Here is a 24,062-nt window from a genome sequence, read left to right as displayed (position 1 = left end):
GCGAGAAGCTCAGCGCGCATCGCCGGTCACCCCGGTCGCTTCGACCACCTTCAGCCGGCCGATCGCCGCCATCACGCCGGCGCTGTCCTGCGGCAGGCCGTCGCCGATGCGCAGTGCGATGTGGCCGCTGTCGAAGCGGCCCAGGCCGGCGTCGTAGCTGAGCCAGCGCTGGCCGTTCCAGGCCTGCACCCAGACGTGCGGACCGAACACGTGGCTCTGGCCGACGAAGCGGCTGGAATAGGCAACGCCATAGGCGATGCGCGTGGGAATGCCTTGCGCGCGGCCCAGTGCCGCCAGCAGCAGCGCGAACTCGGTGCAGTCGCCGCCGCGCGCGGCCAGCGCCTGCGAGGCGCTGAGGTATTCGCGGTAGCTGATCGGCCCGTTCATGTGCTGCTGCACGGCCTGCACCAGCGACTGCATGCGCCGCTCCACGCCGTTGCCGCGCGCATGCGCACGCGCGAACGCGCGCACGCTGCGCTCGTCGCTGTCGATCCAGGCATTGGCGCCGCGGTAGTGGCGCAACTGCGCGGCATCGGGCGCGGCTTCGTCGCCGCAGTCGGCGCAGATGTCGATCTGCGCCGACGAAGCGCTGGCGTCGCGTAGCCGCACGCGCTGTTCGCCGGTGGCCGGCCACGGCCAGACCATCGCGGGCTCGAACGCCAGCATGTAGCGGATGCGGCCGTTGCGCGCTCGCTCGGACATCTTGTACGGCGACGCCACGAGGCGCGCCTGGATCAGCGCGCGCGCCTGCGTTTCGGTCGCCGCCAGCGCCGGTGCAGGGGCCGGCGGTGCGGCCTGAGCGGCGGCAGCCGCCAGCGCCGCCGCCAGCGTCAGGGGCCGCGCCGCGCGCAGGCTGGACCTCACGGCTTCAGGCAGCGCGCGAAGAAGTCCTCGGTGATGCGCAGCCGATGCAGATTGTCCTTGCCCTTGAGGCCGTGCTTGGCGCCGGGGTAGGTCATCAGCTCGAACGGCTGGCCGCGCTGCTGCAAGGCGCTCATCAGCACCGTGGAGTTGGTGAACAGCACGTTGTCGTCGGCCATGCCGTGGATCAGCAGCAGCTTGGACTTCAGGCCGTCGATGTGTTCGAGCACGCGCGCGTCGCGGTAGCCGGCGACGTTGCGGTCCGGCAGGTTCATGTAGCGCTCGGTGTAGTGGCTGTCGTACAGCGCCCAATCGGTGACCGGCGCGCCGGCCACGCCGCAGGCGTAGGCGTCGCTGGCCTGGGCCAGCAGCATCAGGGTCATGTAGCCGCCGTTGGACCAGCCGTAAACGCCGATGCGTGCGCCGTCCACCCAGGGCTGCGACTTCAGCCAGGCCACGCCTTTGAGCTGGTCGGCCACTTCCACCGTGCCCTGCTTGCCGTACAGCGCGCCGCCGAAGGCCGCGCCGCGGCGCGGGGTGCCGCGGTTGTCGATCGAGAACACCACATAGCCGTGCTGGGCCAGGTACTGGTTGAAGTCCGGCGCCCAGCTGCGCTTGACGGTCTGCGAGGCCGGGCCGCCATAGACGTTGACCACCACCGGATAGCGCTTCGCAGGGTCGAACCCGGACGGCTTGATCACGCTGTACTGCAGCGTCGTCTTGCCGTCGGCGGCGGTGAGGGTGCCGAACTCGATCGGGCGATGCGCCTGGCGATAGCGCGCGTACGGGTGCTGGGCGTCGGCGGGATCGTTGTCGATCAGCGCGGCGATGCGGCTGCCGTCGTTGCGGTACAGCTCCAACTGCGGCGGCGTGGCCGGGTTGGACCAGTTGTCGACATAGACGCTGGCGTTGCGCGCGAAGCTGGCGCCGTGGATGCCGTCGGTCTTGGACAGGCGTTCGATCGCGCCGCCGGCCAGCGGCACGCGGTAGATCTGCACGTCCAGCGGCGAGTCCTTGCCGGCGGCGAAGTAGACCTGGCCGGCGTCCTCGTCCACCGCCAGCACGCTGTCCACCGGCCAGTCGCCGGAGGTCAGCGGCGTGGCCTGCTTGCCGTCGGCGGACAGCAGGTACAGGTGCTCGTAGCCGCTGCGCTCGCTGTTCCACAGGATGCGGCCGTCCTTGAGGAAGTGCAGGTCGTTGTTGAGCGGCACCCAGGTCTTGGCGCGTTCGGTCACCAGCACGCGCTGCGCGCCGCTGTCCAGGTCGGCCTCGATCAGTTCCAGCAGGTGCTGGTCGCGCGACTGGCGCTGGAACGTCAGGTGCTGCGGATCGCGCCAGTCGACGCGGGCCAGGTAGATGTCGGGGTTCTTGCCCAGGTCGATCCAGCGCGGCTGGCCGCCCTTGGGCGCGATCACGCCGAGCTGGATCAGCACGTTGCGGTCGCCGGCGGCGGGATAGCGCTGCTCGACCACGTCGGTGCGGTCGGGGTAGACCTCGTAGCGCTTCTGCACCGGCACCGGGCTTTCGTCGATGCGCGCATAAGCGATGGCCGAATCGTCCGGCGCCCACCAGTAACCGGTGTGGCGGTCCATTTCCTCGTCGGCGACGAACTCGGCGATGCCGTTGCCGATGGTGTCGCTGCCGTCGGAGGTGAGCTGGGTCGCCTTGCCGTCGGCCAGGTCGATCACCCAAAGATTGCGATCGCGCACGAAGCTGACGTAGCCGCCCTTGGGCGACAGCTTGGGATCGGTGGCGAAGCCTTCGCCGCGGGTGAGCTTGCGCACCGCGGCCTTGCCGGTTTTCGTCAGGTCGTAGAGGTAGAGCTCGCCGCCGAGCGGGAACAGCAGGGTCTTGCCGTCCGGCGACCACTGGTAATCGACGATGCCCGACAGCGCGGCGATGCGCTGGCGCTCGCGGCGCGCCTTCTCGGCGTCGCTGAGCACTTCCGCACCGGGCAGCACGTCGTCGGAATCGACCAGCAGGGTCGATTTGCCGCTGGCGATGTCGTAGGCCCACAGATCCAGGCGGTTCTTGTCGCGCTGCTTGCCGCGCAGGAAGCCGACGCGGCTGCCGTCGGGCGCGATGCGCGGCTTGGTCAGGCTGGGCCCGGACAGCGGCGCGTCGCCGGCCAGCGCTTCCAGGGTGAGTTTTTCGGGCGCGGTCTGGGCAAGGACGGGAGCGGTGAGCGACATGGCGATCAGAAGACAGGCGGCGAGGCCGCGGACGATGGGAGTGTTCATGCGGTGCGGGCCGGGGTTCCGAACAGGTGTTTGCGCATCTCGTCGGTCATTTCGCGAGACGGTCGATAGGTCTGTTCCAAGGCGTAGGCGCGTTGGAACGCGGGGCGGGCGGCGAGGGCATCGTGCCAGCGCCGCACCTGCGGGTAGTCGGCCAGGTCGATGTAATGCCAGGCATGCGCATGCGCCCAGGGATGGCAGGCGAAGTCGGCGATGCTCAGGGCGTCGCCGGCGACGTACTCGCGTCCGGCCAGGCGGCGGTCGAGCACGCCGTACAGGCGCTGGGTCTCGCGCTGGTAGCGCTCGATCGCGTACGGGATCTTGTCCGGTGCGTAGCGGTTGAAGTGATGGTTCTGGCCCAGCATCGGGCCGTAGCCGCCGACCTGCCAGAACAGCCATTCGTCGACCTCGACGCGTGCGCGCGTGTCGGCGGGCAGGTAGGTGCCGATCTTGGCGGCCAGGTAGTGCAGGATCGCGCCGGACTCGAACACCGGGATCGGCGCGCCGCCGTCGGCGGGCGCGTGGTCGACGATCGCGGGCATGCGGTTGTTGGGCGAAATCGCCAGGAACTCGGGCTTGAACTGGTCGCCGGCGCCGATGTCGACCGGGCGGATGCGGTACTCCAGCCCCGCTTCTTCCAACAACAGGGTGATCTTGTGGCCGTTGGGCGTGGGCCAGTAATACAGGTCGATCATGGGCGGGCCGGACGGGGACGAAGCACGAGTGTAAGCGCAGCGCGCATTGCCGGTCCGGGCCACCGCGCAACGGGCCGGCCGACCTGCACCTAACCGCCGGACCGGGCGCTAGCGGCCGCGCGCGGGCGTTTCGTTCAGGCGCCGACTTGGCGCGGTCATGGGCGCACCGTTACCCTGGTCGGCCTTTAATGCCAGTCCGCCAGGCCATCGCATGACCATCGAGCGTACCGAACGCCTCAATCCGCTGCCCGCGCTGATCTTCAGCTCGCGCTGGCTGCAGCTGCCGCTGTACCTGGGCCTGATCGTCGCCCAAGGCGTTTACGTGTTCCTGTTCCTCAAGGAGCTGTGGCACCTGATCCACGGCGCCAACACCTTGAACGAGCAGGGCATCATGCTGATCGTGCTGGGCCTGATCGACGTGGTCATGATCTCCAACCTGCTGGTGATGGTGATCGTGGGCGGCTACGAAACCTTCGTCTCGCGCCTGCGCCTGGAGGGCCATCCGGACCAGCCGGAGTGGCTGAGCCACGTCAACGCCTCTGTGCTCAAGGTCAAGCTGGCGATGGCGATCATCGGCATCTCCTCGATCCACCTGCTCAAGACCTTCATCGCCGCCGGCGATCTGGGCCTGCCGATGTGCAGCAGCGCCGAGGGTCTGGCCGCGATGAAGATGGTGGCCGACGCGACCGCCGCCGGCGTCACCGGCCTGGGCGCGGCCTGCACCAAGTCGAGCTCGCTGGGCGTGATGTGGCAGACCATCATCCACACGGTCTTCATTCTCTCGGCGATCGGCATCGCGATGACCGACAAGCTGATGGCGCATGCGCCCAAGGCGGCCAAGGCGCACTGAGGCGCGGGCCCAGGCGAAGACGCAGAGGCGCGTGCCTCTGCGTCCGGCGCCGCCTTACAGCGGGATGCAGTTGTTGCCCTGCGAATCGCAGACGTACTGCAGCATGAACTGCCAGTTCTGGCCGTCGCATTCCCAGACGATGTAGCCCGAACCGAACTGCGTGGCGGTCTGCGCGCCCTGGTTGCTGGCATTGCAGGGATAGGTCGGCGGCGGCCACGCGTTCGCGCTGGAGCTCATTCCCAGGCCGATCAGCGCAATCGCCACGCCAAGCATGATCTTGTGCATGTGTAACTCTCCTTGTCCGATGCCGCTATGCGGGTGATGCGGATAGTTCCGGCAGCCAGCGGCGTCTCTGCCGTATCCATGGCCTAACGCGTCTACCGTCGCAATCTATCATCGCCGCGCGCGCATCGGTGCCGTCGGATGCGAGGTTGCGCCGAACCGGGTGGCCGATTCGATGTGTCGCATTCGCAGTGCGTGATCGATGCGCCCGTCGATACTTGTGCGTATGCACGCGGCGCTAGGCGAGCGCGCTTCAGCGCGCTGCGCGCGCCGGCCTGGGCCCCATGATCGCCGTGCGCAAGCGCACGGCATCGGCGTCGGACGAATACCGCAAGCCGCCCGCATCGGCTTCCAGGCCGAGCGCGGCATAGGCGGCGTCCAGATCCGGAAACTCGCGCGAGCGCGCATAGCGCGCGTACAACCGCGCGAACACGCCGTCGCCGCCCAGGCGGTCCAGTTCGGCGGCGAAGCGCTGCGCCGTCATCGCGTCCATGTCGTCGGCGGTCGCGTCCAGGCAGCAGGCGGCGTAACGCGACAGCAGCGTGTCCAGGTCCAGCCCGCGCGCGCGCAAGGCCAGATCGGCCTCCAGCCAGTAGGCGGCACCGGCCCAGTACACGCGCATGGTGCCGCCACGGCCCAGTTCGTCCAGCGCCGCGCCCGTGCCGACACGGCGGCCGCGGCCGAAGCCGGCATCGAGCTGGCGCCAGGCCTGGTCGGGCGTGAGCAAACCGGCGCGCGCGCGCAACACGTTCTGGTAGTAGCTGGCCAGGCCCTCGGCCATCCAGCGGCCTTCGCGACCCAGATAGGGATGGAACAGGTGCGAGAGCTCGTGCACCGCGGTCCAGTCGGCGCGCAACTGCTCCAGGCTGGCGCCGCGCCGCACGTACAGCAGCACGGCCACGCCGTCGTCGCGGCGGGTCTGGCCCCAGGGCACCGGGCTGGCATCGCGGCTGTCGATCTCGCGGATGCGCACCCGCGCCGTGCGCAGCGGATAGCGCCCGAACGCGGTCAGGCTGGCATCCGCGCATTCGGCCAGCCAGCGCTGCAGCATCGCCACGCGCTCGGGATCGGACACGCCTTCCACGCCGACCTGCAGCGCGTTGCCGCCGCTGCGCAGCGTGCGCGCCTGGCCGGCGTCGTCGGCGTGCGCCTGCGGGCCGGCCAGGGCCAGCGCGCAGGCGATCGTCAGCGTCAGGGTCGGGCGGCGCATAGGCATTGGATGTCCAGGCCCGAGCAAGGTTCCCGCGGGTGCGGCCGTTACAATACTAGGATGGACGTATCGCACCTGCTCGACGCACTCAATCCCGCCCAACGCGAAGCCGTATCGGCCGCCCCCGGCCACTATCTGGTCCTGGCCGGCGCCGGTTCGGGCAAGACCCGGGTTCTCACCCACCGCATCGCCTGGCTCAACGAAGTCTTCGGCGTGCCCACCCACGGCATCCTGGCGGTGACCTTCACCAACAAGGCCGCCGGCGAGATGCGCAGCCGCGTCGAGCTGCAGCTGCGCAACGGCGCGCGCGGCATGTGGATCGGCACTTTCCACGGCCTGGCCCATCGCCTGCTGCGCCTGCACTGGCAGGAGGCGAAACTGCCCGAGGGCTTCCAGGTGCTGGACAGCGACGACCAGCTGCGCCTGGTCAAGCGCGTGGTGCAGGCGCTGGAGGTCGACGAGGCGCGCTTCCCGCCGCGCCAGATCGCCTGGTGGATCAACGCGCAGAAGGACGAGGGCCGCCGCCCCGAGCACATCCAGCCGGCCGCCGACCCCTGGGCCGACGTGATGCGCCGCGCTTACGAGGCCTACCAGGAGCGCTGCGAACGCGCCGGTCTGGTCGACTTCGCCGAACTGCTGCTGCGCGCGCACGAGCTGCTGCGCGACAACCCGGCCCTGCTCGCGCATTACCGCCACCGCTTCCGCGAAATCCTGGTCGACGAATTCCAGGACACCAACGCCATCCAGTACGCCTTCGTGCGAGTGCTGGCCGGCGAGTCCGGCCACGTGTTCGTGGTCGGCGACGACGACCAGGCCATCTACGGCTGGCGCGGCGCCAAGGTCGAGAACGTGCAGCGCTTCCTGCGCGATTTCCCCGGCGCCCAGACCATCCGCCTGGAACAGAACTACCGTTCCAGCGCCAACATCCTGGAAGCCGCCAACGCGGTGATCGCGCACAACCCCGACCGCCTGGGCAAGAAGCTGTGGACCGACACCGGCCAGGGCGAGCCGATCGACCTGTACGCGGCCTACAACGAAATGGACGAGGCGCGCTTCGTGGTCGAGCGCCTGCGCCAGTGGGTGCGCGACGGCGGCAGCCACGGCGACGTCGCCATCCTGTATCGCAGCAACGCGCAGTCGCGCGCCTACGAAGAGGCGTTGCTGTCCGAACAGGTGCCGTACCGCGTCTACGGCGGCCAGCGCTTCTTCGAGCGCGCCGAAATCAAGGACACCCTGGCCTATCTGCGCCTGGTCGCCAACCGCGCCGACGACGCCGCCTTCGAGCGTGCGGTCAACACGCCCGCGCGCGGCATCGGCGAACGCACCCTGGACGAGGTGCGCAAGCGCGCGCGCGCCGACGGCGCGCCGCTGTGGGTCGCCGCGCGCTGGATGGCGGGCGAGAGCGTGCTGGCCGCACGCGCGCGCAACGCGCTGGCCGGCTTCGTCAAGCTGACCGACGAGCTGGAAGCCGAACTGGCGTCGATGCCGCTGCCGGAGAAGATCGATCACGTCTTGCAGCGTTCGGGCCTGCGCGAGCACTACGCCAACGAATCGCGCGGCCAGCTCGATTCGCGCACCGACAACCTCGACGAGCTGGTCTCGGTGGCCTCGCGCTTCACCCGCAGCGACGAGGACGATGCCGCGGCGATGCCGGAGCTGATCGCCTTCCTCAGCTACGCCGCGCTGGAGGCCGGCGAGGGCCAGGCCCAGGCCGGCGACGACGGCGTGCAGCTGATGACCCTGCACAGCGCCAAGGGCCTGGAGTTTCCGCTGGTGTTCCTGGGCGGCCTGGAAGAAGGCCTGTTCCCCAGCAACCGCTCCACCGAGGAGTCCGGGCGCCTGGAAGAGGAGCGCCGCCTGGCTTACGTGGGCATCACCCGCGCGCGCCAGAAGCTGGTGCTGAGCTACGCCGAAACCCGGCGCATCCACGGCATGGACATGTACGGCGTGCCCTCGCGCTTCCTGCGCGAAATCCCGCCGTCGCTGCTGCATGAGGTGCGGCCCAAGGTGCAGGTGTCGCGCCCGGTGTACGGCAATCAGCCGCGCCGCGACGCCGGACACGCCCCCATCGAGGCGCCGCCGGTGCGGTTGGGCGCGCAGGTGCGCCATCCCAGTTTCGGCACCGGCACCGTCACCGACTACGAAGGCAGCGGCGCGCACGCGCGCGTGCAGGTCAATTTCGACGACGCCGGCAGCAAGTGGCTGGTGCTGGCCTACGCCAACCTGCAACCCGCGTAAGCCGACGCGATGCGCCGGACCCCAAGGCCCGGCGCACCGCTTCTGCCTCCCCCTTTGGAAAAGGGGGATTGAGGGGGATTTGCTGTTGCTTTACGGCGCTAATCCAGTTTCAGCGTCGCAACCACATCACTGCTCCGGCCGCGCATCGTCCGGCACGCCATTGCGATCCTCGTCCTTGGACACGCCGGTGCGGATGTCGATCAGATCGTCCTGGCCGTTGCGGTTGAGGTCCGGCACCACGCCGCCCACCTGGTAGTAGATGGTGTTCTGCTGCGGCCCCTGCACGAACTTGCGCAGGCGCGGATCCCAATAGGTCGCATTGGGCTCGATCACGTTGGCCACCAGGTAGGTGTAGGTGTTGGGGAACAAGCTCAGCGCATTGCCCTTGTGGCAGTACTTGATCTCGCCGCTGGCGTGATCGCCGGGGCCTTGCCTGCCCTTGGCGCCCTGCGGGCAGTCCTCGGGCTTGTAGACGATGTCGACCGTGCGCGGGTCGGTCATCTTGCCCAGCGGTATCTGCAGGCGTTCGGCCACGACCTGCTTGCGGATGATGCTGCTGGAGTGGAACTCCACCGGCTGCCCGCGCACGTCCACCGGACGTCCGTCGCGCATCATCGCCGAGATGTCGAGCATGCGCGGCGAGCGGAAGATCTGCACTTCCGACAACTCCAGCGGGCCGGCCGCCGGATTGGTGTTGAAGAAGTTCAGATTGAACGCGCCCGTGGCGATGTCGATGTCGCCGGCGTCGTAACCGGCCAGGCGCGGCGCCAGCGGCAGCAGGGTGGCGCCGTTGAACAACTGCACGTCGAATACGATCACGCTGGCGCTGCCGGCGAAGGTGGCGCCGGTATGGAAGGGCGCGGCCGGCATCACCACGCCGGCGGTCGGGCCGCTCCAGGGCTTGGCGCTGGCGAAGTCCAGGTTGTGCACGTAGTAGACGTTGCCCTGGAAGTTCTGGGTGCTGCCGGTGTAGGTGACGGTCGGGTTCTGCCACGGACTTTCCGAGCCGTTGTACCACCAGTTGATGCTCAGGCTGTTGCTGGTGCTGAGCAGCTTGATGCGCATCTTGTTGGCGTTGGTGTTGTTGGGATTGACGAAGTCCCAGTTGTGCAGGGTCTTGGTGTTGAGGCCGACGTTGTGGCCGAGGATCTCGTACTCGGTGTCGCTGAAATGGCGGTTGCGCGAGGCGCGCATCTCGCCGGTCAGGCCGGTGGAGCCGGTCGCCATGATGTGCCAGTTCTGCGAGTCCTCGGTCGGACGCGGCGCCGAGTGGCCGTGCGCGGCGCCGTAGTTGTGCGCGGCCTCGTGCGAGGTGGTGGTGCCGATCGCGGTGGACCAGCGCTCCAGCGTGGAATTGATGCCGTTGAGCGGCTGGCCGGCGGCGCCGTACGTGTCCTTGAACGACTTCGCCCACACGCGCGCGTAGTCCTGCGGATCGGCATCGTTGGTGTCCACGGCCTGAGCCTGTCCGAACAGACTGCCGGCGGTGTCGGAACCCACCGCGACGATCTGCCAGCGCGGTTCGGTCGGTGCCGGCAGGCTGGTGACGGGGTTGATCTTGACGTTGAACTCGCAGTAATCGTCGACGATGAAGTCGCTGATGCGGTTGCGCAGCGTGGCGGTGGAGCCGACCACCGGGTCCAGGTCGGCGACGTTGAACGGCGCGGCCGAGGTGGACGGGCCGATCGACGGGAACGGCGTGTTGGCGGTGGGATAGAACACGTACAGCTGGTTGGTCTTCGGCTGGGCGAGGACGTTGGCGGGGCAGGTGGGCGCCGCGTGCGCGGCGGGTGCGACCAGCGCGAGAGCGATCAGCGCAGACAAGCTGCGCGGCTTGATGCTGTGCATTCGAGAAACCTCCATGTTGAACATCGGAACCGGCCGTCTGGGCCAGGTCGGCGCGAGCGCTTCCACGCCGGCAGCTAGATTTAAGGCAAGCGCGGTGCGTGAAAGGCCAGCGGCGAATGCGTGGTCTGTGCGCGCGGTTACAGATCGATGCGGATTTAGCGACGAACGGTCGCTGTGCGGATACGAATGCGCATGCGTGCGATGTTGCATCGCCGCGTACGCGAGCCAACTTGCAATCGGCTTGAGCTAAAACACGTTCGTACGTTGGAAAAGCACGCGCGCCGGCTTGCTGTGGGAGCGGCGTGAGCCGCGATTTCGTCGTGGCCGAAGTTGCGCTATCGCGGCTCACGCCGCTCCCACAGAAGGCGGCACGTCTGGCATCGAATGCCCCTGGCAGGATGCGGTGAGCGCAGCGAACCGCGTCGCCGCCCCCGCCGGCTCACTCGCCCAAGCCGATCCCGAAGTGAAAGGCCTCGATGCGCAAGCCTTCGCGCAGATAGAACGCATGCGCATCGCGCCGCTGCGTGCCCGAATCCAATTGCAGGCGCGCGCAACCCAACCGCCGCGCTTCCAACTTGAGCCAGTCCAGCATCGCCTTGCCGTAACCGCGGCTGCGCACGGTCTGGTCGGTGACCAGGTCGTCGACATACACATGCACGCCCACTGCCAGCATTTCCATCACCCGCCAGCACGCGAACGCGCGCGGTACGCCTTGCGCGTCGTAGAGCACGGTGGCGCGGCAGCCCTGGGCGATCTGGCGGTGCATCTGGGCGACGAACCGATCCTCGTCGAACTCCGGGCGCAGCTGCGAGACCAGCGGCCAGGCCGCGCGCAATTCGTCCTCGCCGGTCAGCGTGCGGATGTCGTGGCCGGAGCCGTCATGCGGCACCGCGTCGCGCATCGTGGCCATGCTTACCAGCTGAACAGCTTGTACTGCACCGGCGAGATCGGGCCTTCGCCCTTGCTGCTGTCCAGGGTGCCGTCGCCGTCGCTGTCGACCAGGTAATAGACCGGACCGCGCAAGGGCGTGATCTTGACCACGCGCAGCTGGCCGGCGACGCGGTATTCCTCGACGCTGTCGCCGTCCTGGGTGGCGCGGCGGGTGACTTCGGCGCCGTCCAGGCCGGCGGTGGGGTCGCCGCCGCCGCCCATGGTGGCGCAACCGGCCAGGGCAGCGAGCGACAGCAGGGCGAGCGATGCGGTGAGGGTGCGCATGGCGGTTCTCCGGAATCCAGGCGCTCAGGATACCCCCCACGGCCGTGAAGCGGCCGCAAGAGCCCCCTTAAGTTAAGGGGGCGGCCTTCCGAAGGAAGGCGGGGTTGTGGGATGCAATCCGAATCATTCAAGAAGCGGCAATATCCGAGCTCCTTCCAGACGGCTCCCTCAAGAGCCACCCTTAAGTTAAGGGGGCGGCCTACCGAAGGAAGGCGGGGTTGTGGGATGCAATCCGAATCATGCAAGAAACGGCGATCTCCGGGCTCCTTCCAGACGGCTACCTCATCTGGCGGCGTAGAATCGTGGCTATGAAACGACTCGTCCTGATCGATGGCTCCAGCTATCTCTACCGTGCCTTCCATGCGTTGCCGCCGCTGAGCAACGACGCGGGCGAACCCACCGGCGCGCTGTTCGGCGTGGTCAACATGCTGCGCGCGACCTTGAACGAACGCCCGGACTACGTGGCCTTCGTGGTCGACGCGCCCGGCAAGACCTTCCGCGACGACCTGGACCCGCAGTACAAGGCCAATCGCCCGCCCATGCCGGACGACCTGCGCGCGCAGGTGCTGCCCATGTGCGAGATCGTCGAGGCGTTGGGCATCCCGATCCTGCGCATCGACGGCGTCGAGGCCGACGACGTGATCGGCACCCTGGCCCTGCAGGCCGCCGGCGACGGGATCGACGTCACCATCTCCACCGGCGACAAGGACTTCGCCCAGCTGGTGCGCCCGGGCGTGGCCCTGGTCAACACCATGACCGGCAGCCGCATGGACAGCGACGACAGCGTGATCGCCAAGTTCGGCGTACGCGCCAACCAGGTGATCGACCTGCTGTCGCTGATGGGCGACAGCGTCGACAACATCCCGGGCGTGGAGAAGTGCGGTCCCAAGACCGCGGCCAAGTGGCTGGCCGAGTACGACACGCTGGACGGCGTGATCGCGCATGCCGACCAGATCAAGGGCAAAATCGGCGACAACCTGCGCGCCGCGCTGGCGCGTCTGCCGCTGAACCGCCAGCTGGCGACGATCAAGACCGACGTGGCCTTGGATAAGGGCCCGACCGACCTGGCCCTGCGCGAGCGCCACGCCGACTCGTTGCGCGGCCTGTACGCGCGTTACGGCTTCAAGCAGGCGCTGCGCGAGCTGGAAGGCGCCACCGGCAACCCCGACAACGAAGCCGCCGCCGACCGCGCCGGCCTGCGCGCGACCGCGGCTGGCCACGCGCGCTCGTCCGCGCCCGCGGAGGCGCCGGACGCCGCGCTCGCGGCCAAGGGCGAGTACGAGACGGTGACCGAGCCGGCGCAGCTGGACGCGCTGGTGACGGCGCTGCGCGGCGCCGACGAATTCGCCTTCGACTGCGAAACCGACTCGCTGGACCCGATGCGCGCGCGCCTGGTCGGCCTGAGCTTCGCGGTCGAGCCCGGCCGCGCCTGGTACCTGCCGGTCGGCCACGACTACCCCGGCGTGCCGGCGCAGCTGCCGCTGGCCTCGGTGCTGGACGCGCTGCGGCCGCTGTTCGCCGATGCGGCGCGGCGCAAGCTGGGCCAGCACGGCAAGTACGACCTGCACGTGCTGCGCCGCCACGGCATCGAGGTGGCCGGCTACGCCGACGACACCATGTTGGAAAGCTTCGTCTACAACGCCACCGCCAGCCGCCACGACATGGACTCGCTGGCCAAGCGGTATCTGGGCTACGACACGATCAAGTACTCGGACGTGACCGGCAAGGGCGCCAAGGCGATCTCGTTCTCGCAGGTCGCGCTGGACGACGCCACGCGCTACGCCGCCGAGGACGCCGACGTGACCCTGCGCCTGCACCGCGTGCTGGGCGCCAGGCTGGCCGCCGAGCCGGCGCTGGAGCGCGTGTACCGGCAGATCGAGATCCCGCTGGTGCCGGTGCTGGAGCGCATCGAGGCCAACGGCGTGATGATCGACGCCGACGAGCTGCGCCGGCAGTCGCAGGACTTGGGCAAGCGCATGCTCGCCGCCCAGCAGAAGGCCACCGAACTGGCCGGGCGCACCTTCAATCTGGATTCGCCCAAGCAGTTGCAGGCGCTGCTGTTCGACGAGCTCAAGCTGCCGGTGGTGATCAAGACCCCGACCGGCCAGCCCAGCACCAACGAAGAGGCGCTGGAGGCGATCGCCGACCAGCACGAGCTGCCGCGCGTGATCCTGGAGTACCGCGGCCTGGCGAAGCTGCGCAGCACCTACACCGACAAGCTGTCGGAGATCGTCAATCCCGATACCGGCCGCGTCCACACCAGCTACCACCAAGCCGGCGCCGCCACCGGGCGGCTGGCGTCCAGCGATCCCAACCTGCAGAACATTCCGATCCGCACCGACGACGGCCGCCGCATCCGCCGCGCCTTCGTCGCGCCGGAGGGCTGCAAGCTGGTCGCCTGCGACTACTCGCAGATCGAGCTGCGCATCATGGCGCATCTGTCGGAGGACGAAGGCCTGCTGCGCGCGTTCGCGTCCGGCGCCGACATCCACCGCGCGACCGCGGCGGAAGTGTTCGGCAAGGCCATCGACGAGGTCAGCGGCAACGAGCGTCGCGCCGCCAAGGCGATCAACTTCGGCCTGATGTACGGCATGAGCGCCTTCGGCCTGGCGCGTCAGCTGGGCATCGGCCGCGGCGAGGCGCAGGACTACATCGCGCTGTACTTCAGCCGTTACCCGGGCGTGCGCGACTTCATGGAGCGCACCCGCCAGGACGCGCGCGAGCGCGGTTACGTGGAGACCGTGTTCGGCCGCCGCCTGTACCTGGAGAACATCAAGGCCTCCAACCAGGGCCTGCGCGCGGGCGCCGAACGCGCCGCGATCAACGCGCCCATGCAGGGCACCGCGGCCGACATCATCAAGCGCGCCATGATCGCCATCGACGCCTGGCTGGCCGGGCAGGGCGGCCAGGCGCGGATGATCCTGCAGGTCCACGACGAACTGGTGTTCGAGGCCCAGGCCGGCTTCGTCGACACCCTGCTGGCCCAGGCCGGGGCGATGATGTCCGGGGCGGCCGAATTAAGGGTGCCGCTCGTCGTCGACAGCGGCGTCGGCGATAATTGGGACGAAGCGCATTAATAATCGGGAAAGCCCGTCGTTGCTGGGTTTGGCAGAATGAATCGGTCCTGAATCCAACAAATTATTAACTTCGATCTTCACGAACTATCCATGTGCAGGGTGGTCATATAGGTCGCGACAGATGCAACGTCTGTCGCCGATCTCTCCCTCCCCTGGAGTGATCCCCGGAGCGAAGGCCCCTCCCCAGGTCCCGCTCCACCAGCCCCGCCGGCCCCCCCTGCCTGCGGGGCTTTTTATTTGTGCCGCCCAAACGCGTGCCGCCCCGATCGCGGCCGGCGCTCCTGCCCGCGCGCGGCCCATGCGCGCGATGCCGGCGGCTCGGCCACAATCGCAGCCACTGCCGCCCGGGAGCCCGCGCCGTGTCCGAAGCCTTCGAACTGTCGATGCCCTGGTGGCAGTACGTGATCCGCGCCTGCGTCGTCTACTTCGTGCTGCTGGCGATGATCCGCCTGTCCGGCAAGCGCACCATGGGCCAGTTCACCTCCTTCGACATGCTGCTGATCGTGCTGCTGGGCAACGCGGTGCAGAACGCCCTGCTCGGCACCGACACCACGGTCGGCGGCGGCCTGATCCTGGCCGCGACACTGATGCTGTTGAACTGGGGCGTGGGCTACCTCACCTCGCGCAGCGACCGCATCGAGCGCGCGCTGGAGGGCGTGCCGGTGGTGCTGGCGCGCGACGGCCACGTCTATCGCGAGGTGCTGCGGCGCGAACTGGTCAGCCGCGCCGATTTCCACAAGGCCATGCGCGAGAACAACTGCGCCGAGATCGACCAGATCGGCCTGGCGATGCTGGAGACCAATGGGCACATCACGATCTTGCTCAGGGGCGACCGGGCTTAGACGCAGCGGCTGGGCGCTGGCGTCGTAATGGCGGTGGCGCGGTCGCGGCTTGCGCCGCAGCTACCCCGAAGCGGGCGCCGCAGCGCCGTGTAGGCGCGGCGTAAGCCGCGACCGTGGAACCCGCGTGCGACGACCGCACGCAGCGGCGAGGGGCGCTAAGCCGATGCCTCGCCCAACCAATCGCGCGGCACCAGGTACTCGGCCAGACGCGCCTCGGCGCTGTCTTCCTCCGGCGTATAGCCGTATTCCCAGCGCACCAGCGGCGGCAGGCTCATCAGGATCGATTCGGTGCGTCCGCCCGACTGCAGGCCGAACAGGGTGCCGCGGTCCAGCACCAGGTTGAACTCGACGTAGCGGCCGCGCCGGTAGAGCTGGAACTGGCGTTCGCGCTCGCCGAAGGGCGTGTCGCGGCGGCGTTCGATCAAGGGCAGGTAAGCGTCGAGGAAGCCGTCGCCGACCGCGCGCTGATAGGCGAAGTCGCGCTCGAAGTCGCCGTGCAGGTCGTCGAAGAACAGGCCGCCGACGCCGCGGGTCTCGTTGCGGTGCTTGAGGAAGAAGTACTCGTCGCACCAGCGCTTGTGCGCGGCGTAGCGCTCGGCGCCGCCGAACGGCTCGCACAGCTCGCGCGCGGTGCGGTGCCAGTGGCGCACGTCGTCGTCGTAGGGGTAGAACGGGGTCAGGTCGAAACCGCCGCCGAACCACCAGGCCACGGTTTCGCCGTCGCGCATGGCGCGGAAGTGGCGCACGTTGGCGTGGGTGGTCGGCAGGTAGGGGTTGAGCGGGTGGAACACCAGCGACACGCCCACCGCGCGCCAGGACGCGCCCGCCAGTTCCGGCCGCGCCGCGGTCGCCGACGGCGGCAGCCGGGTGCCGGAGACGTCGGAGAAGCCGATGCCGGCCTGTTCGAACACGCGGCCGCCGCGCAGGATGCGGGTGCGCCCGCCGCCGCCTTCGGCGCGCTGCCAGACGTCCTCGACGAAGGATGCGCCGCCGTCGGCCTGTTCGATGGCGGCGCAGATGCGGTCCTGCAGGCCGGTGAGATAGTCGCGTACGCGGTCGAAATCGCTCATGACGCGCATTCTACCGGGCCGCGCGCGCCGGCCAGCGCAGTTCCCGCGAACCGCCGGATGCGGCGGGGCGAGCGGCGACGCTCAGGGCACGGCGACGGGCGCCATCGAGATCACGAAGTCCGAACCGCCATTGGCGGAAGGCTGGTGCTTCACCGTCAGCGCCACTTCCTTGCCGCAGCCCTTGAGCAGCCAGCGTTCGGTGACGCCGCGATCGGTCTTGGCCGTTTCCAGCACGCTGCCGTCGATGCTGTCGAACTCCGTGCAGCCGCTGGCCGCGCTGCCGGCCACGATCGCCTGCTTGTAGATGTCGAAGCGCAGCTCCGGCGAGGTGCGGGTATCGCCGTTGAACGGAATCGGCAGGCCGCTGGCGAAGGTGGACAGCGCGGCCGAACAGGCCTCCTCGGGGCTGGCCTCGATGCCGGGCTTGAGGGTCTTGTCGAAATGCTTGCGGAAGTTGCTGCGCTGCGCGGCGGCGCTGCCGCCCAGGTCGGGATAACGCGTCAGCGCGGCGACCTGGCCGGTGGCGATGGACACCTCCCGCGGCGCCCGCCACTGCGCATAGGCGGTCTGCATGCGCTCGATGCCGGCGTAGGCCTTGGCCCGGCACTCGCCGATGATCGCCTCGCGCATCAGCGAGGTGGTGAAGTCGCGCAGGGCGACCTGCTCCTGATGGCTGGGCTGGGTGGCGGGGCGGTCCTGCGCGGCCGCAGGCCAGGACCAGACCATCAGCAAAGCAGCGAGCGAAAGACTGCGGCGGATCGTGTGCATGGCGGTTCCTTCCCGGTCCAGGGCGATGCTAGCACCGCCGAGGTTTCATCCGTCCGTCTGCGCGGACGAGCGAGGCCCGGCCAGCGCCGCGATGGCGCTCACGCAGGCGGCGGCTCCGCGCGCAGCAGGCTGCGGGCGCTGGCCATGAGGTCGATCCACAAGGCAGGGAACACTACCAGCCACTCGTATTCCACCGACCACGACATCGTCTGCCGCGCGCGGCGGTTTACTTCACCGTGCGCTCGAACAGCTCATAGATGCGGCGGTACTGGTCGTACCAGCTGTCGGAGCGCACGAAGCTGTGGCGTTCCAGCGGATAGCTGGCCAGCTCCCATTTGTCCTTTCGCAGTTCGATCAGACGCTGCGCCAGCATGATCGGGTCGCGGTAGAACACGTTGTCGTCGATCACGCCATGGGCGATCAGCAGGTGGTCCTGCAGGCCTTCGGCGTAGCCGATCGGCGAGGACTTGGCGTAGGCCTGCGGGTCCAGCTCGGGCGTGTTGAGCACGTTGGAGGTGTATTCGTGGTTGTACTGCTGCAGGTCGGTCGGCGGACGCAGCGCGGCGCCGGCCTTGAACACGCCGGGCTTGCGGAACAGGGTCATGAAGGTCACGAAGCCGCCGTAGGAGCCGCCGTAGATGCCGGCGCGGTCGCGATCGCCCTGCTTGTGCGTCACCAGCCAGTCCAGGCCGTCGAGGTAGTCCTCCACTTCGGGGTGACCCATCTGGCGGTAGATCGCGGTGCGCCAGTCGCGGCCGTAGCCTTCCGAGGCGCGGTAGTCGAGGTCGAGCACGATGTAGCCCTGCTGCACCAGCAGGTGATGGAACATCTGTTCGCGGAAGTAGTTGGGATAGCGCGCCGACACGTTCTGCAAGTAGCCGGCGCCGTGCACGAACACCACCACCGGGTACTTGCGGCCGGGCTGCGGGTCGTGCGGGCCGTAGTACTTGCCCCAGATCGGCTCGGCGCCGTGCCGGGAGGGAATCCGCACGTATTCGGGCCGCGCCCATTGGCGTTGCTTGAATTCCGGCGTGCGGGTGTCGGTCAGCGCGCGCAGGCCGCTGCCGTCGGTGGTCAGGGTCGACAGCTGCGGCGGTGTGTGGCTGGAGGAGTGACGCACCACCAGGCGGCCGCCGTCGGGCGAGAGCGCGAAATCCTCCACGCCGTCCAGAGCGGTGATCTCGCGTACCGTGCCGCCGTCGCGATCGACCGCGCAGACCTCGTAGTCGCCCGGCCAGGCGCGGTTGCAGACGAAGTAGAAGCGACGCCCATCGGCGCTCAGGCTGGGGGCGGAGGCCTCCCAACGGCCCGACGTCAGCGCGCGCGGCTGGCCGTCGCCTTCGCTCAGGTAGAGGTGCGAGTAACCGCTGTGCTCGGACAGGAACCACAGCGCGCCGTCGGCGGTCCAGCCGAAGTCGTTGAAGTTCCAGTTGATCCAGGCCGGGTCGGTCAGGCGATGGCGCGGCTGCAGGCTGGCGCGCTCCGGCGCGATGCTGGCGATCCAGCGGTCCTTGTTGTCGACTGCGCGCACCAGCACCGCGGCGTGCCGGCCGTCTTCGCTCCAACGGATGCCGGATTCCGGGCGCACGCCGCCCGTGCCGATGCGCACCGCGCGCTCGCCCTTAAGCGGGGCCAGTCCCGCGGCTTTGCGCATGGCGGCGAGCGGATCCTCCGCGATGCCGGGCAGGGGCGCGTAGGCGATCTCGCGCACGCGGCCGTTGGCGGTTTCGATCAGCCACAGCGTCTGGGGCGGCGGCGCGTTGCGGCCGACCCGGGTGCGCGCCTGCTCGAATTCTTCGTAGCCCGACTCGGTCACGTACAGCGGCATCTGGCCGCGGCGCCCGCGATCGGCGTCCTTGGGCTCGGTCACGGCCAGCAGCCAGCGCGCATCCGGCGACAGGGCGCTGTCGACGATCTCGACCCCGTCGCCGAGATAGGTCGGCGGCGGCGCGCGGCTGGGATCGTCGCGGCGCCAGGCTTCGTCTTGTTCGCGTTGGTGTTCGCGCTGGGCGCGATCGTCGCGCAGGGTGCGCAGGGTCGCGAGCTGGCGTTCGCGCAGGTCGTCGGGCTTGGGGGCGGCGGCGGGGTCTAGCTCGGCCTTCAGCGAGGCGACCTGGACCACGCCCTGGGCCGCGCTCCAGCGGTACCAGTCGTGGCCGCGGCTGAAAGCGAGTTGGCCGTCGCGACTCCAGCGCGGCCGGGCCTCGGCGTCCAGGCTGCGGGTGAGTTGGGTCAGCGCGCCACTGCGCAGATCGCGCACGAACACGTCGCCGTTGCGCACGAAGGCCATGCGTTGACGCGCCGCGTCGTAGACCGGCGCGGCGGCGTCGAGGTCGGCCAGCGCGGCGCCGTCCACGCGCGCGGCCGGCGCCTGCGCGCGCTCGTCGAGTTGCCAGGTGTCGCGCACCGTCGCGCCCGCGCGCTTGAGCCGGTACTGCACGCGGTGCCCGTCCCAGGCCCACCACGCCTGTTCGACCGGCGGCCCGATCCAGTCCGGATCGGCCATCGCCTGGGTCAGGGTGATCGGCGTGGGCGCCGCGCCCTGCGCGCGGGTGTCGGGTGCGAGCGAGCAGCAGACCAGCGTGCAGAACAGAAACTGCGTTGCGTGGCGCATCGGCGGCGGATCCCTTGGGGAATCCGCCGCAGCCTAGCAGGCGCTAGGAGCGCGTCGCCTTGACTTGTTTTGGCCGTTGCATGTTGCAGTGCGCGAAGGTGCGGGTTAAAGCCAAAGCGAATCCCCCCTAGCCCCTCTTTTCCAAAGGGGGGAATCTGATGCATCGCGCCAACGCTCCCGCTTGTCTTCCCCCTTTGAAAAAGGGGGATTGAGGGGGATTTGCTTTTTGACCGCGCGGCTTACTTCAAGCTGCGCTCGAACAGCTCATAGATGCGGCGGTACTCGTCGTACCAGCTGTCCGGATGGGTGAATCCGTGGCGTTCCAGCGGGTAGGGCGCGAGTTCCCACTTGTCCTTGCGCAGTTCGATCAGACGCTGCGACAGCATCACCGAGTCCTTGAAGAACACGTTGTCGTCGATCATGCCGTGGGCGATCAGCAGATGATCCTGCAGGCCGCCGGCGTATTCGATCGGCGAGGACTTCTTGTAAGCCTCCGGATCCAGCTCGGGCGTGTTGAGGATGTTGGAGGTGTACTCGTGGTTGTACTGCGACCAGTCGGTGACGGGGCGCAGCGCGGCGCCGGCCTTGAACTTGCCCGGTTCGCGGAACAGCGCCATGAAGGTCATGAAGCCGCCGTAGGAGCCGCCGTAGATGCCGGCGCGGTCGCCGTCGCCCTGCTTGTGCTCGATCAGCCAGTCGCGGCCGTCCAGATAGTCCTCGAGCTCCGGATGGCCCATCTGGCGGTAGATCGCGGTGCGCCAGTCGCGGCCCAGGCCGGCGCTGGCGCGGTAGTCCAGGTCCAGCACCACGTAGCCCTGCTGCACCAGCAGGTTATGGAACATCTGCTCGCGGAAATAGTTCGGGTAACGCGCGGTGACGTTCTGCAGGTAGCCGGCGCCGTGCACGAACATCACGATCGGGTACTTCTTGCCCGGTTCGTAGTTCTTGGGGCCGTAGAACTTGCCCCAGATCGTGCCGGCGCCGTGCTTGGACGGCACCTGCACGAATTCGGGCTGGATCCACTCGCGGTTCTTGAATTCCGGCTTGCGGGTGTCGGTGAGCTTGCTCAGGCCCTCGCCGTCGCTGCCGATCACCGCCAGTTGCGCGGGCATGTAGCTGGACGAGTAGCGCAGCAGCAAACGCTGGCCGTCGGGCGAAAGCGTGAAATCCTCGACGCCGTCCAGCGCAGTGACCTCGCGCACCGCGCCGCCGCCGCGGTCGACCGCGCAGACTTCGTAGTCGCCCGGCCACTTGCGGTTGCACAGGAAGTAGAAGCCGCGGCCGTCGGCGCTGAGCGTGGGCGAGGACACTTCCCAACGCCCCGACGTCAGCGCGCGGCCGGCGCCGTTGCCTTCGCCGAGGTAGAGGTGCGCGTAGCCGCTCTGCTCGGACACCCACCACAGGGTGGCCGCGGCGTTGCCGGCGGCCGGCATCCAGCCGAAGTCGGTGGTGTTCCAGCCGACCCAGGCCGGATCGCTGCTGCGGTTGCGCACCACCAGCGCGGCCTTGGCCAGGTCGACCGTGGTCAGCCAGCGGTCCTTGTTGTCGACCGCGCGCACCAGCACCGCGACCTGGCGGCCGTCGTCGCTCCAGCGGATCGCCGGGCCGCTGCCGTCGCCGTCGGTTTCGATGCGCACCGCGCGATCGCCCTTGAGCGGGTCTTGCTTGGCGGCCTTGCGCATCGCCGCGAGCGGATCCTCGCCGATGCCGGGCAAGTTGCTGTACTTGAGTTCGCTGACCTTGCCGGCGGCCACGTCGATCAGCCACAGCTTCTGCGGCAGCGGCGCGTTGCGGCCGACGCGGGTGCGCACTTCCTCGAATTCCTCGTAACCCGATTCGGTCACGTACTTGGGCATCTTGCCGCCCTGGCCGGCGTCGCCGTTCTTGGCCTGGGTGACGGCCAGCATCCAGCGTCCGTCGGGCGAGAGCGCGCTGTCGGCGATTTCGACATCGCTGCCCAGGTACACCGGCGCGGGCGCGCGGCTGCCGTCGGCGCGGCGCCAGGCCTCGTCCTGTTCGCGCGCCGCTTCGCGCTTGTCGCGATCGTCCTTGAGGGTGCGGATGGTCGCCAGTTGATAGTCGCGCAGGGCATCGGCCTTGGGCGGCTTGGCCGGGTCGTTCTCGGCCTTGAGTTGCGCGGCCTGGCTCACGCCCTGGCCGGCGCGCCACTGGTACCAGCTGTTGTCGACGCGGAACACGAGGTGGCCGTCGCCGCTCCATTGCGGGCGCGATTCTTTTTCGTTGCTGCGCGTGACCTGGGTCAGCGCGCCGCTGCGCAGGTCGCGCACGAACACGTCGCCGTTGCGCACGAACGCCATGCGCGTGCGCTGCGCGTCGTAGGCCGGTTGCGCAGCGTCGAGGTCGGCGCGCGCGGCGCCGTCGATCTTGGCGGCCACCGCGTTGGCATCGGCGCCCTGTTGCCAGGTGTCGCGCACCGTCGCGCCTTCGCGTTTGATTTGGTACTGCACGCGCTTGCCGTCCCAGGCCCACCAGGCCTGTTCGACCGGCGGCCCGATCCAGTCCGGGTCGGCCATGGTCTGGGCCAGCGTGATCGGCGTTTGGGCATGGGCGCTGGGGGCCAGAAGCAGCGCGGCCAGCGACAGGGTCAGGGCGTTGGGAACTAAGCGCATCGGCGGACCTGGTGGGAAGTCTAGGGTGGGCAAATTGACGCAGGGTAGCAGCCTCAATAGCTTGCACGATTGGGCCATGGGTCACGGTGCTTTACCGGCCCGATGACGCGGCGCACAATGGCTCGTGCGAGTCTGAAGCCCAGCGGCGAATCGCGAGGCAACCCAGGAGTCGTGCCGTGGATGCATTGATGCTGTCGCGTATCCAGTTCGGGTTCGTGATTTCGTTTCATATCCTGTTCCCGGCCTTCACCATCGGACTGGCGAGCTGGCTGGCCTTCCTGGAATGGCGCTGGCTGCGCACGCGCGACACCGTCTGGCGCGATCTGTATTTCTTCTGGACCAAGATCTTCGCCGTGTCCTTCGGCATGGGCGTGGTGTCGGGCATCGTCATGAGTTTCCAGTTCGGTACCAATTGGGCGGTGCTGAGCGAGCAGGCGGGCAACATCCTCGGGCCGCTGCTGTCGTACGAAGTGCTGACCGCGTTCTTCCTGGAAGCGACCTTCCTGGGCGTGATGCTGTTCGGCTGGAGCCGGGTCGAGGAGAGGATGCATTTCCTCGCCACCTGCATGGTCGCGCTGGGCACGCTGATCTCGACGTTCTGGATCATCTCGGCCAACAGCTGGATGCAGACGCCGGCCGGCTACAAGATCGTCGAGGGAGTGTTCGAGCCCGACAGCTGGTGGGCGATCGTCTTCAATCCCTCGTTCCCCTACCGCCTTGCGCACATGGTGCTGGCGGCGTTCATCACCACCTGCTTCGTGATCGGCGGCGTCAGCGCGGGCTACCTGCGCCGCGGCCAGCACGTCGAGGCCGCGCGACGGATGCTGAAGGCGGCGGTGATCTTCGCCGCGATCACGGTGCCGGCGCAGATCTTCGTCGGCGATCTGCACGGCCTCAACGCGCGCGAGCATCAGCCGATCAAGGTCGCGGCGATGGAGGCGCATTGGGAGAACGGCTCCGAAGGCGAGGGCGTGCCGCTGATCCTGTTCGCGGTGCCCAACGAGAAAGCCGAGCGCAACGATTACGAGATCGCGATACCGAAACTGGGCAGCGTGATCCTCACTCACACCCTGGACGGCGAGATCCAGCCCTTGAAGTCGGTGCCGCCGGAAGAACGGCCGCCGGTGAAGCCGGTGTTCTACGCGTTCCGGGTCATGGTGGGTCTGGGCACGGCGATGCTGCTGCTGGTGCTGGCCTCGCTGTGGGCGTGGAAACGCAGGCAGCTGTACGACGGGCGCGGGTTCGGGCGCTGGGTCTTGAACGGTTGGCGGGCGATGAGCCTGAGCGGTTTCGTGGCGATCCTGGCCGGCTGGTACGTGGTCGAGATCGGCCGCCAGCCTTATGTGATCTACGGCTTGCTGCGCACCGCCGACGCGGTCAGCGCGATCGACCGCGCCAGCGTGATGACCTCGCTGATCGTGTTCGCGGTGGCGTATCTGATCGTGTTCGGCGCGGGCATCGGCTACCTGCTCAAGCTGATCCGCAAGGGCCCGCATCCGCACGAGCCGGCGCCGCGCCCGGGCCAGGGCGAGAAGACGGCGGCGCGGCCGCTGTCGGTGCCGGACGAACCGGCGGAAAGCGACGCCTGATCGCGGGCGCGCGATGCGCGCGCCGCAGGCACAGTC

General features: G+C 68.7%; 17 protein-coding genes. 5 read left to right on the top strand and 12 right to left on the bottom strand.

Features of this window, described 5'->3' with window-relative positions; translation table 11 throughout:
• Positions 1-9: 9 nt before the first annotated feature.
• From LVB77_RS00190 to LVB77_RS00180, 3 genes are read right to left on the bottom strand one after another with little or no spacing between them, the layout of a single operon-like run.
• Entirely contained in the window at positions 10-864 is an 855-nt protein-coding gene (locus LVB77_RS00190) for a transglutaminase-like domain-containing protein (RefSeq protein ID WP_232908219.1), read from the bottom strand.
• The gene (locus LVB77_RS00185; RefSeq protein WP_232910396.1) at positions 861-3,053 is read right to left on the bottom strand and encodes a S9 family peptidase; all 2,193 of its coding nucleotides are present in this window, start codon (positions 3,051-3,053) and stop codon (positions 861-863) included. The genes LVB77_RS00190 and LVB77_RS00185 overlap by 4 nt, the downstream gene beginning before the upstream one ends.
• A 44-nt stretch (positions 3,054-3,097) precedes the next feature.
• On the bottom strand, positions 3,098-3,793 hold the full coding sequence (locus LVB77_RS00180; RefSeq protein WP_232908218.1) for a glutathione binding-like protein: 696 nt from the start codon (positions 3,791-3,793) through the stop codon (positions 3,098-3,100).
• Positions 3,794-4,004: 211 nt separating this feature from the next.
• Between LVB77_RS00180 and LVB77_RS00175 the strand changes: the two genes are divergently transcribed.
• Positions 4,005-4,643, top strand: coding sequence for a TIGR00645 family protein (locus LVB77_RS00175; RefSeq protein ID WP_232908217.1), 639 nt, complete (start codon positions 4,005-4,007; stop codon positions 4,641-4,643).
• Positions 4,644-4,697: 54 nt separating this feature from the next.
• Here LVB77_RS00175 and LVB77_RS00170 read toward each other — a convergent pair whose 3' ends face one another.
• Both LVB77_RS00170 and LVB77_RS00165 read right to left on the bottom strand, forming a co-directional pair.
• Positions 4,698-4,928 (bottom strand): hypothetical protein, encoded by a 231-nt coding sequence (locus LVB77_RS00170; protein WP_232908216.1) that lies wholly within the window; start codon positions 4,926-4,928, stop codon positions 4,698-4,700.
• A gap of 250 nt (positions 4,929-5,178) precedes the next feature.
• Positions 5,179-6,141 carry a hypothetical protein gene (locus LVB77_RS00165; RefSeq protein ID WP_232908215.1) on the bottom strand — a complete coding sequence of 321 codons (963 nt, stop codon included), beginning with the start codon at positions 6,139-6,141 and terminating at the stop codon, positions 5,179-5,181.
• A 54-nt stretch (positions 6,142-6,195) separates the two neighbouring features.
• Here LVB77_RS00165 and uvrD point away from each other — a divergent pair, with 54 nt between their 5' ends.
• Positions 6,196-8,373 carry a DNA helicase II gene (uvrD, locus tag LVB77_RS00160; protein WP_232908214.1) on the top strand — a complete coding sequence of 726 codons (2,178 nt, stop codon included), beginning with the start codon at positions 6,196-6,198 and terminating at the stop codon, positions 8,371-8,373.
• 126 nt (positions 8,374-8,499) lie between these two features.
• On the opposite strand, the gene LVB77_RS00155 is transcribed toward uvrD, so the two are convergent.
• The 3 genes from LVB77_RS00155 to LVB77_RS00145 all read right to left on the bottom strand — a co-directional run bounded on the left by LVB77_RS00155 (position 8,500) and on the right by LVB77_RS00145 (position 11,436).
• Positions 8,500-10,221: a hypothetical protein gene (locus LVB77_RS00155; RefSeq protein WP_232908213.1), complete on the bottom strand. Its 1,722-nt coding sequence runs from the start codon at positions 10,219-10,221 to the stop codon at positions 8,500-8,502.
• Between the two features lie 439 nt (positions 10,222-10,660).
• Positions 10,661-11,131, bottom strand: coding sequence for a GNAT family N-acetyltransferase (locus tag LVB77_RS00150; protein WP_232908212.1), 471 nt, complete (start codon positions 11,129-11,131; stop codon positions 10,661-10,663).
• A gap of 2 nt (positions 11,132-11,133) precedes the next feature.
• Positions 11,134-11,436, bottom strand: a complete 303-nt coding sequence (locus LVB77_RS00145; RefSeq protein ID WP_232908211.1) for a DUF2782 domain-containing protein — start codon at positions 11,434-11,436, stop codon at positions 11,134-11,136.
• Between the two features lie 308 nt (positions 11,437-11,744).
• On the opposite strand from LVB77_RS00145, the gene polA reads away from it, so the two are divergent.
• Both polA and LVB77_RS00135 read left to right on the top strand, forming a co-directional pair.
• Positions 11,745-14,513: a DNA polymerase I gene (gene polA, locus LVB77_RS00140; RefSeq protein ID WP_232908210.1), complete on the top strand. Its 2,769-nt coding sequence runs from the start codon at positions 11,745-11,747 to the stop codon at positions 14,511-14,513.
• Positions 14,514-14,872: 359 nt separating this feature from the next.
• Entirely contained in the window at positions 14,873-15,355 is a 483-nt protein-coding gene (locus LVB77_RS00135; protein WP_232908209.1) for a YetF domain-containing protein, read from the top strand.
• A 155-nt stretch (positions 15,356-15,510) separates the two neighbouring features.
• Here LVB77_RS00135 and hemF read toward each other — a convergent pair whose 3' ends face one another.
• The 4 genes from hemF to LVB77_RS00115 form a co-directional block, all read right to left on the bottom strand.
• A complete protein-coding gene (hemF, locus tag LVB77_RS00130) occupies positions 15,511-16,425 on the bottom strand; it encodes an oxygen-dependent coproporphyrinogen oxidase (protein ID WP_232908208.1) in 915 nt (304 codons plus the stop codon).
• A gap of 81 nt (positions 16,426-16,506) precedes the next feature.
• Positions 16,507-17,193, bottom strand: a complete 687-nt coding sequence (locus LVB77_RS00125; RefSeq protein WP_232908207.1) for a hypothetical protein — start codon at positions 17,191-17,193, stop codon at positions 16,507-16,509.
• A gap of 226 nt (positions 17,194-17,419) precedes the next feature.
• Positions 17,420-19,807 (bottom strand): S9 family peptidase, encoded by a 2,388-nt coding sequence (locus LVB77_RS00120; RefSeq protein ID WP_232908206.1) that lies wholly within the window; start codon positions 19,805-19,807, stop codon positions 17,420-17,422.
• A gap of 239 nt (positions 19,808-20,046) precedes the next feature.
• On the bottom strand, positions 20,047-22,437 hold the full coding sequence (locus tag LVB77_RS00115; protein ID WP_232908205.1) for a S9 family peptidase: 2,391 nt from the start codon (positions 22,435-22,437) through the stop codon (positions 20,047-20,049).
• Positions 22,438-22,613: 176 nt separating this feature from the next.
• Here LVB77_RS00115 and LVB77_RS00110 point away from each other — a divergent pair, with 176 nt between their 5' ends.
• On the top strand, positions 22,614-24,026 hold the full coding sequence (locus LVB77_RS00110; RefSeq protein ID WP_232908204.1) for a cytochrome ubiquinol oxidase subunit I: 1,413 nt from the start codon (positions 22,614-22,616) through the stop codon (positions 24,024-24,026).
• Positions 24,027-24,062 lie beyond the last annotated feature (36 nt).

This window comes from Lysobacter sp. 5GHs7-4 (assembly GCF_021284765.1).
Taxonomy (GTDB): Bacteria; Pseudomonadota; Gammaproteobacteria; order Xanthomonadales; family Xanthomonadaceae; genus Lysobacter.
Note: the sequence above shows the minus strand (reverse complement) of the source record. Positions and strands in the feature narration are given on the sequence as shown.